General features: G+C 69.6%; 12 protein-coding genes. 8 read left to right on the forward strand and 4 right to left on the reverse strand.

Annotation, left to right across the window (positions count from 1 at the left end; all coding sequences use genetic code 11):
* Positions 1-2: 2 nt before the first annotated feature.
* Complete coding sequence (mltG, locus tag AC07SQ_RS01110; protein WP_062472898.1) at positions 3-1,028, reverse strand: endolytic transglycosylase MltG; 1,026 nt, start codon at positions 1,026-1,028, stop codon at positions 3-5.
* A 138-nt stretch (positions 1,029-1,166) separates the two neighbouring features.
* Here mltG and ygfZ point away from each other — a divergent pair, with 138 nt between their 5' ends.
* The gene (gene ygfZ, locus AC07SQ_RS01115; protein WP_495271306.1) at positions 1,167-2,093 is read left to right on the forward strand and encodes a CAF17-like 4Fe-4S cluster assembly/insertion protein YgfZ; all 927 of its coding nucleotides are present in this window, start codon (positions 1,167-1,169) and stop codon (positions 2,091-2,093) included.
* Between the two features lie 147 nt (positions 2,094-2,240).
* Positions 2,241-3,161 (forward strand): hypothetical protein, encoded by a 921-nt coding sequence (locus AC07SQ_RS01120; RefSeq protein ID WP_495271305.1) that lies wholly within the window; start codon positions 2,241-2,243, stop codon positions 3,159-3,161.
* Between the two features lie 10 nt (positions 3,162-3,171).
* Here the strand turns inward: AC07SQ_RS01120 and AC07SQ_RS01125 are convergent, their stop codons facing one another.
* From AC07SQ_RS01125 to AC07SQ_RS01135, 3 genes are read right to left on the reverse strand one after another with little or no spacing between them, the layout of a single operon-like run.
* Positions 3,172-4,056, reverse strand: a complete 885-nt coding sequence (locus tag AC07SQ_RS01125) for a YbgC/FadM family acyl-CoA thioesterase (protein ID WP_095745275.1) — start codon at positions 4,054-4,056, stop codon at positions 3,172-3,174.
* The gene (locus AC07SQ_RS01130) at positions 4,053-4,967 is read right to left on the reverse strand and encodes an alpha/beta hydrolase (RefSeq protein ID WP_492685712.1); all 915 of its coding nucleotides are present in this window, start codon (positions 4,965-4,967) and stop codon (positions 4,053-4,055) included. The genes AC07SQ_RS01125 and AC07SQ_RS01130 overlap by 4 nt, the downstream gene beginning before the upstream one ends.
* A 50-nt stretch (positions 4,968-5,017) precedes the next feature.
* Positions 5,018-5,890 (reverse strand): 2-keto-4-pentenoate hydratase, encoded by an 873-nt coding sequence (locus AC07SQ_RS01135; RefSeq protein ID WP_495271304.1) that lies wholly within the window; start codon positions 5,888-5,890, stop codon positions 5,018-5,020.
* Between the two features lie 63 nt (positions 5,891-5,953).
* Between AC07SQ_RS01135 and gbd the strand changes: the two genes are divergently transcribed.
* From gbd to AC07SQ_RS01165, 6 genes are all read left to right on the forward strand, one after another.
* Positions 5,954-7,090: a 4-hydroxybutyrate dehydrogenase gene (gbd, locus tag AC07SQ_RS01140; RefSeq protein WP_095947634.1), complete on the forward strand. Its 1,137-nt coding sequence runs from the start codon at positions 5,954-5,956 to the stop codon at positions 7,088-7,090.
* Positions 7,091-7,265: 175 nt separating this feature from the next.
* A complete protein-coding gene (locus AC07SQ_RS01145) occupies positions 7,266-9,608 on the forward strand; it encodes a type VI secretion system Vgr family protein (RefSeq protein ID WP_495271303.1) in 2,343 nt (780 codons plus the stop codon).
* 23 nt (positions 9,609-9,631) lie between these two features.
* Positions 9,632-10,069, forward strand: coding sequence for a hypothetical protein (locus AC07SQ_RS01150; protein WP_495271302.1), 438 nt, complete (start codon positions 9,632-9,634; stop codon positions 10,067-10,069).
* Between the two features lie 6 nt (positions 10,070-10,075).
* A complete protein-coding gene (locus AC07SQ_RS01155; protein WP_495271301.1) occupies positions 10,076-12,733 on the forward strand; it encodes a DUF2169 family type VI secretion system accessory protein in 2,658 nt (885 codons plus the stop codon).
* Positions 12,730-13,854: a pentapeptide repeat-containing protein gene (locus AC07SQ_RS01160; RefSeq protein ID WP_495271300.1), complete on the forward strand. Its 1,125-nt coding sequence runs from the start codon at positions 12,730-12,732 to the stop codon at positions 13,852-13,854. The genes AC07SQ_RS01155 and AC07SQ_RS01160 overlap by 4 nt, the downstream gene beginning before the upstream one ends.
* Positions 13,851-14,537, forward strand: a complete 687-nt coding sequence (locus AC07SQ_RS01165) for a DUF3540 domain-containing protein (protein ID WP_495271299.1) — start codon at positions 13,851-13,853, stop codon at positions 14,535-14,537. Before AC07SQ_RS01160 ends, AC07SQ_RS01165 begins: the two co-directional genes overlap by 4 nt.
* Positions 14,538-14,551 lie beyond the last annotated feature (14 nt).

A 14,551-nucleotide genomic window follows, 5' to 3' on the forward strand; every position in this document is an offset into this window, starting at 1 on the left:
ACTCATTGGGTCGCCTTGGGTTGGGAGCTGCTGCCGCCGCCTCGCTGATAGCGGTTGACCGCGCGGTTGTGGTCGTCGAGCGAGCTGCTGAACTGGCTCGTGCCGTCGCCGCGCGAGACGAAGTACAGCGACTTGCTCTGCGCCGGCTGCACGGCCGCCAGCAGCGCGGCCTTGCCGGGCATGGCGATCGGCGTGGGCGGCAGGCCGCCGCGGGTGTAGGTGTTCCAGGGCGTGTCGGTCTGCAGGTCGCGCTTGCGCAGGTTGCCGTCGAAGGCGGTGCCCATGCCGTAGATCACGGTGGGGTCGGTCTGCAGCGGCATGCCGATGCGCAGCCGGTTGGTGAAGACGGCGGCAATCTCCGCGCGGTCGTTGGCCTTGCCTGTCTCCTTTTCGACAATGCTGGCCAGAATAAGCGCCTCATCGGCCGATTTGAGCGGCAGATCGGCCGCGCGCGCTGCCCAGGCGGCCTCGAGCTTCTTGTCCATGGCCCGCATGGCGCGCTGCAGCAGCGCGATGTCGGTCGAGCCCTTCGAGTAGGTGTAGGTGTCCGGGAAGAAGCGGCCTTCGGGGTGCAGGCCCGGCTTGCCCAGCGCGGCCATCAGCGCGTCTTCGCTCATGCCCACGCTTTCGGGCTTGAGCTGCTCGGCCTTGGCGAGCGCGGCGCGCACCTGGCGGATGTTCCAGCCTTCGACCAGCACCACGCTGCGCGTGGCTTCCTCGCCGCGCACCAGGACGTTGAGCAGCAGCTTGGGCGTGACACCGCGTTCCAGTTCGTAACTGCCGGCGCGCATCTGGCGGTCTTGCCCCGAGACGCGGAACCACAGGTACAGCAGCTGAGGCTGCACGTCGACACCGGTGTCGGCCACGGCCTGCGCAATGCCGCGCGGCGTGGTGCCGGGCTCCACCGACAGGTCGACGCTGGGCGTCGGCAACTTGAGCGGCTGGTGCACCCACCAGAGACCGGCGCCGCCGAGCGCCAGAACGGCCAGGGCCACGAGCAGGAAGAGCGTGAGGAAGAAGCTGCGCACGAATCCGAGGAAAAGACGGAGGAAGAAAAAGGGCTGGCAAGCAGATGGACACCGACCCGCGGGAACGGCCGGCCCCGTCGCTGCGACGGGGAATCCCTGCCGCCCCGAAGGAACAGGCACGGCCATGATAATTCAGCGATGACCACAGTCGTTCTCAACGGGGTGAGCACCCTGCCCCACCTCGGCGTGATCCGCGCCGAAGGCCCCGATGCCGCCAGCTTCCTGCACGGCCAACTCACGCAGGATTTCTCTCTGCTCGGCGCCACCGAAGCCCGCCTGGCGGCACTTTGCACGGCCAAGGGCCGCGTGATCGCCAGCTTCATCGGCATCCGCCCGCAACCCGAACTCATCCTGCTGGTGTGCAGCCGCGACATCCTGGCGGCCACGCTCAAGCGCCTGTCGATGTACGTGCTGCGCGCCAAGGTCAAGCTGACCGACGCCACCGAGCAGTTCGCGCTGCACGGCGTGGCCGGCACCGCCCTGACCGCCAACGGCCTGGACGCGGCCCTGCCGCCCGGACGCCGCACGGCCATCGGCGAAGACATCAGCGTGGTGTCGCTGTACCCGGCCGACGGCGTACCGCGCGCGCTGTGGATCGCGCCGGCCGACCAGAAGGCGCCCGTGGGCCCGACGCTCGACGCCGCGCTGTGGCCCTGGAGCGAGGTGCGCAGCGGCATCGTCACGCTGACCACGTCGGTGATCGAGGCCTTCGTGCCGCAGATGATCAACTACGAGTCGGTGGGCGGCGTGAACTTCAAGAAGGGCTGCTACCCCGGCCAGGAAATCGTGGCGCGCAGCCAGTTCCGCGGCACGCTCAAGCGCCGCACCTACCTCGCGCAGACCGACGCCCCGCTGGCCGCGGGCCAGGAAGTGTTCGCGGCCAACGACGCCGAACAGCCCGTGGGCACCGTGGCGCAGGCCGCGCCCGCGCCCGACGGCGGCTGGTCCGCGCTCATCTCGATCCAGATCGCCGCGCTCGAGGCCGGCGGCCTGCACGCGGGGGCGCCCGGCGGACCGGCGCTGTCGGTGGAGCCGCTGCCCTATCCGCTGCTCGAAGACATCTGATTTCCCCTGCGTCCCTGCCTTCTTTCCGGGGGCGCTTGGCGCTGTCTCACCGACAGCGCCATTTTTTTTGCGCGACGCTTAACCCCGTTCGCGAGGCCCCGCCGTAGAAGCCTGCATCGATCCACTCCTGGCAAGGAAGCCACCATGATGCAGCGCAGACTTCTCCTCACCACCGTCCTGGCCCTGACCGCGCTGTCGGCGGGGGCGGAAAGCCCGATGCGGCCGTACCCCTCCGGTGCCAGCCGCATCGGCGGGCTGATGAACATCAGCATCGTCGACCGCACGAGCGGCGCCGAGCTGCCGATCTACCGCCACCGCGGCGAGTACTGGGTGGCCGGCCGCCCCGGCGCGCGCTATGCGATCCGGGCGCGCAACGCGATGGGCGAACGCATCATGGCCGTGATGTCGGTGGACGGCGTCAACGTCGTCACCGGCGAAACCGCCGGCGTCGGCCAGAACGGCTATGTGTTCGGCCCGCGCGAGCGCAGCGACATCGCGGGCTGGCGCAAGAGCGATTCGCAGATCGCGGCCTTCGAATTCGCCGCCGCCGGCAATTCCTACGCGAGCCGCACCGGCCGCCCCGACGACGTGGGCGTGATCGGCGTCGCGATGTTCCGCGAGCGCCGGCCGGAACCGCCGCCGCCGGTCGTGACGCCTTATCCGTCGCGCGACGAATACAGCGGCGGCAACAGCAGCCGTGAACGGCGCAGCGAGGCGCCGCCGGCACCGTCGTCGATGGGCGATGCGCGGGCCAAGGCGGCTCCGCCCGCCGGCAACGCCGACATGGCCGCCGAGTCGTCGGCCAGCGCCATGGCCCGCCAGTCGGCGCCCAGCCCGAGCCTGGGCACGGCCCACGGACGGCGCGAGACCTCCTACGTCGGCAAGACGACCTTCGAGCGCGTCAGCTCGCAGCCCGACGAGGTGATCCGCATCCGCTACGACAGCCGCGAGAACCTGGTCGCCGCGGGCGTCATCCCGGTGCCGCAGCGCTGGCCGCGCCCGTCGGGCCCCTCGCCCTTCCCGGGCTCGGACCCCGGCTACGTGCCGGACCCGCCGGCCCGCTACTGATCGGGAGTGCTCAGCGCAGCGCGCGCCGCATCTCGATGTGCGCGATACCGGCTTCCTCGAAAGGCTGGCCGTGCACCGCGTAGCCCAGCCGCGCGTAGAAGCGCTCGGCGCTGCGCTGCGCGTTGAGCGCCACTTCGCGGTCGCCGCGTGCACGTGCTGCGTCTTCCAGCGCCTGCACCACGGCCGCGCCGTGGCCGCCGCTGCGCAAGGTGCGGTGCACCGCCATGCGGCCAATGTGCGAGACGCCGTCCTCGGCGGGCAGCAGCCGGCCGGTGCCGATGACCTGGCCGAGCCGGTTGCGCGCCACCGCGTGCAGCACGACGGCGTCGTGCGCATCCCACTCCAGCTCCTTGGGAATGTTCTGTTCCTCGATGAAGACGGCGCGGCGCAGCGCGCTCGCGCCTTCGCCGAGCGTGGCCCAGTCGCCGGTCTCGACGGTGCGCATCGGCTCGCCGGCCTCGAAGGCCGTCAGCGTCTCGCGCAGGGCCGCGGGCACCGGCTTCGAGGTCTGCGTGGCCGGGTCGGCGAACACGTAGACGAGCTCGCAGCCCACCAGGAACTCGTCCTGGCGGAACAGGCCGCCCTGGAAAATGATCGACGAGTTGCCGATGCGCGCGCACTTCATGCCCACGTCGATCACGTCGTCCATGCGGGCCGAGGCGCGAAAGTCGATGGTCGCCTTGCGCACGTACAGGTCGCCGCCCAGCGAATGCATCGCCTCTTCGTAAGGCAGCGCCATCGCACGCCAGTAGTCGGCGATGGCGGTGTCGAAGTACATCAGGTAGTGCGCGTTGAAGACGATCTTCTGCATGTCCACCTCGGCCCAGCGCACGCGCAGGCGGTGGAAGTAATGGAAGTCCTCGCGGCGGACCGGGGTGTTGTTGTTCTCGCTCATGGGTTCAATGCCTCTTTCAGTGCGCGGGCCGCGTCGTTCTGCGCCTGCAGCGCTTCGGGAATCGCCCGGCCCATCTTGATGAATTCGTGGATCACGCCACGGTAGATTTCCAGGTCGACCGCCACGCCCGCGGCGCGCAGCTTGTCGGCGTAGGCAATGCCTTCGTCCACCACCGGGTCGGCCTCGGCCAGCCCGATCCAGGCCGGCGCCACGTCGTCGACGTCGTCGGCCAGCAAGGGCGCGAAACGCCAGTCGTCGCGGTCGGCGGGCGTGTTCACGTACTGGGCGAAGAAGAAGTCGATCATGGCCTTGGTCAGCAGCGGGCCGTCGACATGGCGCCGGTGCGACTCGGTGTCCTGGTGCGCGGCCATGCCGGGGTAGATGAGCAGCTGCAGCGCCACCGGCAGGCCGGCATCGCGCGCCAGGATGGCGCACACGGCCGCCAGCGTGCCGCCCGCGCTGTCGCCGCCCACTGCCAGGCGCGTGCCGTCGAGACCGAGGCTGGCACCTTGCGTGGCGATGAACTGGAAGGCGTCCCAGGCGTCGTTCGATGCGGTCGGAAACTTGTGCGCAGGCGCGAGCCGGTAGTCGACCGACACCACCGCGCAGCCGCTCTTGAGGCTGAGCACGCGGCACAGCGTGTCGTGCGTGCGGATGTTGCCGACCGTGAAGCCGCCGCCGTGAAAGTACACGAGCACCGGCAGCACCTCGGCCGACGGCGCGTACAGCCGCGCGGGCATGGCGTGGCCGTCGCGCGCGGCGATGTGGAAGTCTTCGATGCGCGCCAGTTCGGGCTTGGGCACCTCGAGCACGCCCGCGCCCTTTTCGTACGAGGCCTTGGCTTCGTCGGGCGTGAGCTGGTCGAGCGGCGGATGGCCCGCGCGCGCCATGCGCTCGACCACGCCGGCCATCTTCGGGGTGAGCGCGGGTTGCGCGAGGCGGTTCGCTGTCGTGGTCGTGCTCACTTGAAAGACACCACCACCGGTTGCATGCGCGACAGCCCTTCGTAGCTCACCACCACCGTCTGCCCGGCCTTGGGCGGCAGCAGCGGCGAGAACGAGCCCAGGCTGATCAGATCGCCCGGCTTCAGCGTGATGCCTTCCTTGGCCAGCGCGCCGGCCAGCCACACCACCGCATTGAGCGGGTGTTCGAGGATGTCGGAGCCCTTGCCGGCCGCCAGCTCCTTGCCCTGCCCGTCCTTCATGACCACGCGCATGTCGCGCAGGCTTTCGAGCATCCAGGACTGGCCGTCGGCCGTGGCCGGCACATCGACCGGCAGCCCGCGCACGCCGAGCCGCGCTCCGACGTTGATGGCCGCCACGCCCGGGCCGTTGAGCTTGGACGGCGTCTGCACCGCGAGGTCGGGCAGCTCGATGAAGGGAATGAGCTGGTCGATGTTGGCCAGTACCTCGGCCGGTGTCTTGGCCTTGTGGATGTCGGCGCTCTTCACGCGCACCAGCATGTCGGCCTCGAACAGCGGCCGCGCGCCGAAGGCCGCATCCACCACCGCACCGCTGTCCAGCAGCATGCGCTGGTAGAGCACGCCCCACACCGGCTGGTCGTAGTTGAAGCGCTTCTGCACCGCGGGGTTGGTCAGGCCCGCCTTGTAGCCGACCACCTCGCCCAGGTTGCGCGCATGCAGCACGTTGAGCTTGGCGCGCGTGCAGGCGGCGTCGGCTTCGCTGAGGTTCTCGATGTCGGCAGCGGGCGTGCGTGCTGCCTGCGCGGCGGCGAAGTCGGCCACCTGGGTGTCGCTGAGGCAGGCGGCCTGGACCGAGGCGGCCAGCAGCGCTGAGCCCAGTGCGACAGACGCAAGGGTTTTGTTGGTGGGCAAGAATGTCCCCTCTTGTTAGATTCGAACGGTCAGCAATCGTACTGCCCTCGGGCGTTCCCCCTCATGGCCCTCATCCAATACCTCACCCAGATCCAGTTCGAATTCGGCGCCATCAAGCTCCTGTCCAGCGAGTGCGCGCGCATCGGCATCAACCGTCCCCTGATCGTCACCGACGCCGGCGTGCGCGCGGCCGGCGTGCTGCAGAAGGCGCTCGACGCCATCGCCGATCTCGAGGTCTCGGTGTTCGACCAGACGCCCTCCAACCCGACCGAGGCCGCGGTGCGCGCCGCCGTCGAGCTGTACCGCAGCGGCCGCTGCGACGGCCTCATCGCCGTGGGCGGCGGCTCGGCCATCGACTGCGCCAAGGGCGTGGCCATCGCGGCCACGCACGACGGCCCGCTCAAGACCTACGCCACCATCGAAGGCGGCTCGCCCAAGATCACCGAGCGCGCGGTGCCGCTCATTGCCGTGCCCACCACCAGCGGCACCGGCAGCGAGGTGGCGCGCGGCGCCATCGTCATCGTCGACGACCACCGCAAGCTGGGCTTTCACAGCTGGTTCCTGATGCCCAAGGCCGCCATCTGCGACCCCGAGCTCACGCTCGGCCTGCCGCCGCGGCTCACGGCCGCCACCGGCATGGACGCCATCGCGCACTGCATGGAAACCTTCATGTCGGCCGCCTTCAACCCGCCGGCCGACGGCATCGGCCTCGACGGCCTGGAGCGCGCCTGGGGCCACATCGAACGCGCCACCAAGGACGGCAGCGACCGCGAGGCGCGCCTGAACCTCATGAGCGCATCGATGCAGGGCGCCATGGCCTTCCAGAAGGGCCTGGGCTGCGTGCATTCGCTGAGCCACAGCCTGGGCGGCGTCGATCCGCGCCTGCACCACGGCACGCTCAACGCCCTCTTCCTGCCGGCGGTGATCCACTTCAACTCGGGCGCCGAGTCGGTGCAGAAGGAACAGCGCCTGCAACGCATGGCGCAGGCCATGCACCTGGACTCGGCCGGCGACCTCGGCCACGCGATCCGCGACATGAACGCGCGCTTGGGCCTGCCCAAGGGCCTGGCCGAAGTGGGCGTGACGCCCGCGATGTTCGAACAGATCATCGACGGCGCCATGGCCGACCATTGCCACAAGACCAACCCGCGGCTGGCCACGCGCGACGACTACAAGGCGATGCTCGAAGCGTCGATGTAAAACCTTTGCGTCACTCCTGCTGCGCAGGCGTGCATTCGCTTTCACAAAAGGCCGTTTCGACGGCCTTTTGCATGTGGCGCGTCATGGATGTGACACGCGGCGTTTTCATACTGGCTTGGCCCCATCTGCAGAGGCTTCGCATCCGTGAAAGCCCGAGGGGTCAGGGAAGTGTCGAATGCCGCGTACCGTCCAAGTCCATACCGTCCTGAGCGCCGAGCAGCTCAAGTTCCGCGCGATGCGGGGACACGAAGGACTCTCGCAACTCTTCGAGTTCGAGGTCGACATGGTCAGCACCAGCTTCAACCTCGACCTGAAGCGCCTGCTCGGCACCTCGCTCACGCTGGCCATTGCCGACGACGGCGCAACGCGCCACCTCAACGGCACGGTGGTGCGCTTCGAGCTGGTCGGGCGCGCCAACGAAACCGGCCGCTACTACATCTACCGCGCGCTCGTGCAGCCCTGGCTGTGGTACCTCACGCGCACCACCGACTGCCGCATCTTCCAGAACCAGAGCGTGCCCGAAGTGCTCGACGCGGTGCTGGGCAAGTACGGTTTCCAGTTCGAGAAGCGCCTCACAGGCAGCTACCGTCCGTGGGAATACTGCGTGCAGTACCAGGAGAGCGACTTTGCCTTCGTGAGCCGTCTCATGGAGCACGAAGGCATCGCCTACCACTTCGAGCACGGCAACGGCTCGCACCTGCTGGTGCTGGCCGACGACACGGGCGGCTACCACCCGCTGCCGGGCCACGCGCGCATTCCCTACCGCCCGCGCGACCGCGTGGTGAATGCGCTGGAGCCCTGCATCGACCGCTGGCGCGTGGCCGAGCAGATCACCTCGGGCCGCGTGATGCTCGACGACTTCGACTTCAGGAAGTCGCGCGCCTCGCTGCAGAGCGTGCAGCAGGACCCCAAGGGCCACGACCACGCGACCTACGAAGTCTATGAATGGCTCGGCGGCTACAGCGAGCACCAGCAAGGCGACGCCTACGCGAAGATCCGCCTGCAGGAGCTGCAGTGCGCGCACGAGCTGGCCTCGGGCCACACCAACGTGGTGGGCATGGCGCCGGGCCACCTGTTCGAGATGACGCACTGCCCGCGCGAGGCCGACAACCGCGAGTACCTCGTCACCGGAACGCGCTACGACCTGCGCGAGCCCGAATACTCGACCGGCGGCAGCAGCGAATCGGTGTGCGAGTTCGACTTCACCGTCCTGCCTTCGGCCGTGCCCTACCGCCCCGCGCGCACCACGCCGCGCCCGCGCACCAACGGCCCGCAGACCGCCACCGTGGTCGGCCCCGAAGAGATCTGGACCGACCGTTTCGGCCGCGTGAAGCTGCAGTTCCGCTGGGACCGCTACGGCCAGTCGGACGAGAACAGCTCGTGCTGGGTGCGCGTATCGAGCAACTGGGCCGGCGCCAACTACGGCACGATGCACATGCCGCGCGTGGGCCAGGAAGTGATCGTCGATTTCATCGGCGGCCAGCCCGACCGCCCCATCATCACCGGCCGCGTCTACAACAGCGACCAGATGCCGCCGTGGGAGCTGCCCGCCAACGCCACAGCCAGCGGCATCCTCACGCGCTCCAGCACCGGCGGCGCGGCCAACCAGGCCAACATGCTGCGCTTCGAGGATCGCGCGGGCGCCGAGCAGATCCTGCTGCACGCCGAACGCAACCTCGACGTGGAAGTGGAAGCCGACGAGACCCACACCACCGACGGCACCCGCACCACCCTCATCAAGGGCCACGAGTCGGCCACCTACCAGGACGGCGAGACGCGCGACATCACCGCGGGCGCGACGGAAATCATCACCGGCGGCGACACGCGCGACGTGACGGGCGGCTTCAGCGAAACCGTGAGCGGCGGCGTGACGCAGCGCATCACGGGCGGCAAGACGCGCACGCTCAGCGGCGGACTGAACGACACCATCTCCGGCGGCGTGACGCTCGCCATCAGCGGCGGCTTCAACGGCACCATCGACGGGCAGGAAATCCGCTTCGTGAGCGCGGGCCGCAACGACACCATCAACACGTCGAACACCGTGCATGTGAACGGTCCGTCCAACACCACGGTGACCGGCCCCACGGTCCACACCTCGCCGGACGTGACCTTCAACACCACGAACCACATCCACAACACGACGCAGCACGTGATCAACACCAACGTCTACAACACGACGTCCAAGGTCTACAAGAACATCACGAACGACTACACGAACAACTCGAAGACCTACATCAACAACTACGCCAAGAGCAACGACTGGCGCTGGTACCGCGCGGGCGGCGTGGGGGCGCGTTTCTCAGCAGTCGGGCTGGCGCTCGACCTGTGGGGGCTGCGCCAGCAGAACTACATCCTCAACTCGCAGTTCTCGGGCATCCGGCTCGACGTGGCGGTATTCCGCTCGCAGAACTCGGCCACCGAGATCGAGGGGAAGATGCTCAAGGTCGCGAACATCGGCATGAAGATCGCCAGCGGCGGCCTGGCCTTCGCCGCCAAGGCGATGACCGTCAAGGTCTGAGCCGCCGACCGATCGCATTGCCAATGCCCGTCTGGGAACAGGTCCTCTGGAGTGTCTTCGCCGTGATGATGGGCGGGGCGCTGCTGGCCGGCGTCGCGGTGGTCGTCACGGCCACGCGCGAACAGCGAAAGTACACGCAGGAGCGGCGCATCGCCGAACGCCTGGGCGGGGCCGGCGTGGCCACGCATGGCGTGGTGGCGCAGGTGCGGCGCTCCGAACACCAGCTCACCAGCCCGGGCAGCCACGGCCAGTGCATGGTGGCGCTCGAATTCACGCTGCAGATGCCGCCGTCGTCCCCGGTGCCGAGCGTGGTGCTGCGCACGCTGGTCGACGAACTGCTGCTGCCCCGCCTCGCGGTGCCGGGCGCGACGCTGCATCTGGTCCAGGACCCGGCGCATCCCGACGTGGTGGCGGTCGACCGGCAGCGCACGCCGCTCGAAGTGGCACCCGCACGGAGCTAGTCCCCATTGAAAACCGTCAAGCCGCTGCGGCTGAGCGTCATCACGCGCCCCTTCCTGCGAGGCCGCCAGCAGCGCCTGGGTGTCACGCTGATGGGCATGGTGTCGATGGACGCCGCGCCCGTGCTGCTGCCCGAGCCGGAGTTCTGGAAGATCGCCGCCGAAGAGCTCGGCCCCACGGGCGCCATCGACCTGGGCATTCCCAAACCCCACGCCGAGTTCCTGGCCACGGGCCACGCTTATACGCACCATCAGGACGACAAGACCGCCTGCGCCGTCGCGATGCGCGTGGGTGAGCTTTCGCGCCAGCTGCTGGTGTTCGGCGACCGCTTCTGGCTCGACGGCCGCGCCACCGCGCCGCAGCCCTTCGAATCGATGCGACTCGACGCCACGCGCGCCTACGGCGGCCCCGGCTTTGCCGAGAACCCGCAGGGCATCGGCCACGCGCTCGAGACCGTCAACGGCCTGCAGGTGCAGCGCCTGCCGAACATCGAAGACCCGCAGCAGCGCATCGACCGGCCCGATCGCGAGACCGAGCCGGCCGGCTTCGGCCCGATCGACCTGACCCGACCCAGCCGCATGCGCCTGATCGGCCGGCAGTACGACGGCCACTGGCGCGAGCACCTGTTCCCCGGTTTTTCGGAGGACATGGACTGGCGCTTCTTCAACGCCGCACCGCCGCAGCAACGCTGGCCCGCGCGCGACCACATCCCCGGCGGCACGCCCTACGAGATCTGGCACATGCACCCCACGCAGCCGGTGCAGCGCGGGCGCCTGCCCGATTGGCGTGCGCGCGCCTTCATCGCGCGGCGGAGCGGACGCGGCCGCGAGCCAGAACAGTTCGACGAGGTGCCGATGCGCCTCACCACGGCGTGGTTCTTTCCGCACCGCGCTCAGGTGGCGCTGATCCACCATGGCGAGATCGACATCGTGGAAGACGACGCCGACGACGTGACCCACGTGATGCCCGCCATCGAAGACGCGGGCGATGCACCGCGCCCGCTGGCGCACTACTTCGCCCTCCTCCAGCGCCGCTGCGATCCCGAGACGGGCGCACTGCATGCCGCCCGCGACGACGAGCTGCTGCCCGCGCAGGCCATCGGCCCCTGGCTCGACACGCTGGATGACGGCGAAGCATCCGCGCTCGTGCGCAACATGCGCGAGCGTGGTGACCGGCTGCGCGCGGACCTGATGCAGCAGGCGCGCGAGGCCGGCCACGATCCGCGCCTGCTGCGCGAACGGCCGCTGCCCGAGCCCTTCCGCAAGGTGCCGACGCTGGCCGAGCTGCCGGAGTTCGTCGAGCGCACCATGCGCTTCACGCAGGACCAGCGCCAGGCGCTCGAAGACGGACGGCGCGAGCTCGAACGCGCGGGGCAGCTCAATGCAGCCGAGTCGCGCCAGGTCGGTTTCGATTCCGCAGAGTTGGTCTCGAACATCGACCGCACCACGACCAAGGGCCCGCCCGCCTTCGATGCGCAGACCGTGCTGCAGGGCATGTTCGGCATCGCCGCCGCCACGGGCACGTCCGCGCTGCCGCCCGCTCAGCAGCAGGCCTTCGCGGAGGTGGTCGAGAAAGGCCAGCGCGGGCTGATCGACATGTACCGGATGGGCGCGCAGCACCAGTCGCCCGCCGACGTGCTCGAAGGCGAACGCGCCGCCGAGGCGCGCCGGCGCGTGCAGGACGCCATGGCCACCACGCGCGACCTCTCGGAGATGGACCTCACCGGCGCCGACCTGTCGGGCATGGACCTGCGCGGCGCACGCCTGCACCGCACCTTGCTCGAACACGCGAACCTCGAAGGCGCCCGGCTCGATGGCGCGGATGCCACCGAGGCCGTGCTCGTGCGAGCGCGTCTCACGCGGGCCTCGCTCGCGGGCTGCGTGCTGCATCGCGCGAACCTCAGCCTGGCCCACTGCGTCCGCACCGTGTTCACCGGCGCGCAGCTGCACCACAGCACGCTCGAGCAGACGCACTTCGAGCACTGCGACTTCTCGCAGGCCTCGCTGGAGCACTTGACCGTGCTCGGCCTGCAGGTCGACCACTGCCGCTTCGATGCAGCACGCCTTTCCTACGTGACCTTCCTCGAACAGACCCGCCTGCAGGACTGCAGCTTTCGCAACGCCGTGCTCCACAAGGTCGGCCTGATCTCGTGCATCGCCGAGCGGCTCGACTTCAGCGAGGCCCGGCTCGAAGCCTGCGCCTGGGCCCACACGCCGGGCGACATCGGCATCGTCTTTCGCGGCGCCACCCTGCACACCACCTGCTTCGTTGGCACCAGCAGCCTGCGCACCGTGGACTTCGAAGACGCGACATTGGTGCAATGCGGCCTGCGCGAGATGCCGCTGGACGGCGCGCGTTTCGTGCGTGCCACGCTCGACACCTGCGACCTGTCGGCCTGCAGCCTCACCGGCGCCGACCTCAGCGGCTGCGATGCGCCCGAAAGCCTTTTCATCCGCGCCGACTTCACGCAGGCCTCGCTGCGCGGCGCCAACCTCATGCATGCCAGCCTGCAGAAAGCCCGCCTGGTGCGCACCGACCTGCGCGAGGCCAACCTGTTCCGCGCCGACGTCTCGCAGACCCTGATCGACAGCGTGACCGACACGCACGGCGCGCACCTCGAACAGGCCAAGACCCTCCCGCGCCGCGCCGCGGACCCGGCCCGATGACGCCGGCCGAGCTGGCAGCGAAGATCCGCGGCGGCGACCACATCCAGGACCAGGACTTCCAGCGCATGGACTTCGACGGCATGGACCTGCGCGGCGGCAGCTTCGGCGCCTGCGACTTCCGCCGCGCGAACCTGCGTGGTGCGCGGCTGGGCGAATCGGTGTTCGACAGCTGCCGCTTCGACGACGCGGTGCTCGACAGCGCCGACCTGCAGCACGCCGCCTTCCACCGCTGCGCCCTGCCCCGCGCGCGCCTGCGGTCTGCAGCGATGGCCCACGCCGTCTTCTCCGAGGCCGACCTGAGCCGCGTCGACATGACCGAGGCGCAGGCGGGCCAGGCCACCTTTCACCAGAGCACGCTCGACGGCGCGGACTTCGAGCGCGCGGACCTCACGAAGGCGGTGTTCGGCGAATGCCGCCTCGACGGCACGCGCTTCGACGACACGGCACTGAACACCACCGTCTTCTACCGCGCGGCGCTGCGCGGCACGCGCTTCAAAGGTGCGAGCTTCCACAACGTGATCTTCGGCGAGGCCGACCTCGCGGGGCAGGACTTCTCGGCGCAGTCGTTCCATCTGTGCCAGTTCATCGATGCCGACCTCACGGGCTGCAACTTCGCCGGCGCACGGCTGAGCCAGTGCAATTTCAAGGGCGCGAAGCTCGAAGGCGCGGTGCTGTCGGGCGTGCAGGCGCCGCAGTGCCTGTTCCCCGAAGCCGACCTGCGCCGGGTGGACGCGCGCGGCGGGCATTTCGACCAGAGCCTGTGGGTCGGTGCACGGCTCGACGACGCCGACCTGTCGGACGCGCGGCTCGAACAGTGCGTGTTCCACCGCGCGAGCTGCCGCCGCACCGCGTTCGCCCGCAGCCACCTCGTGTACGCGGATTTCTCCTACGCCGACCTCGCCGATGCCGACCTGCGCGGCGCCACCTTCCACCGCACCCAGATGCACCGGGCAATCGAGACCGGCGCGCGCTGGAGCGACCGCCTCGGCGTGCTCGACAGCGACCCGGCGCTGTTCGAGGCCGAGCGCTTTTCCGCCGCCCGTGCGAGCCGCCCACAACGCGCCGGCCGCGACACCTTCGGCCGGCCGCTGCCGCCCGATCCACAGGACACCCCGCCATGAACCAACGAGCCCTTCGCGAAGCTGTTTCGCCGCCGCCGGCAACGCCTGAGACCGAGATGCACGCGCTGCTGCGCAAGCCGCTGCCTGCGGTCGCCACACCGGCCTGGACCGGCAGCGCGCTCGGCACCGTCGTGCAATCGCTGCCCGACGGCCGCTTCGTCGTCGAGCCGCAGCCGAGCGGCGCGCCCTGGCATTGCCCGCGCGCCGCGAGCTGCCTGTTGCAGCCCGCCGTGGGCGATGTCGTGCTCGTGGCCGGGCCGCAGCGCGACCAGCTGTTCCTGATCGCCGTCGTCACGCAGGCCGACCCCAGCCAGTCGCAACTCGTGGCCGACGGCGACCTCACGATCCGCTCGCGCCGCGGCGGCATCGCGCTGCAGGCCTCCGCGTTCGCACTTCAGGCCGACAAGGCGAGCGTCGACATCACCGACATGGCCTACCGCGGCGCCGAAGTGCGCGTGACCACGCTGGTCGCCCGCTTCGTGGGCCGCACGCTGGAGACCGTGCTCGACCGCCTGAGCCTGCTCACGCGCTCGAGCTTTCGCCTCACCGAAGAGGTCGAGCAGGTGCGCGCGGGCCAGATCGACATGCAGGCCTCGCAAAGCCTGCGACTGCACGCCAGGAACACCTTTGTCACCAGCCAAGCGCTGGTGAAGGTCGACGCCGAACAGATCCACATGGGTTGATACCGACAAGGAGC

Source organism: Variovorax sp. GW821-FHT06D12, from assembly GCF_059419205.1.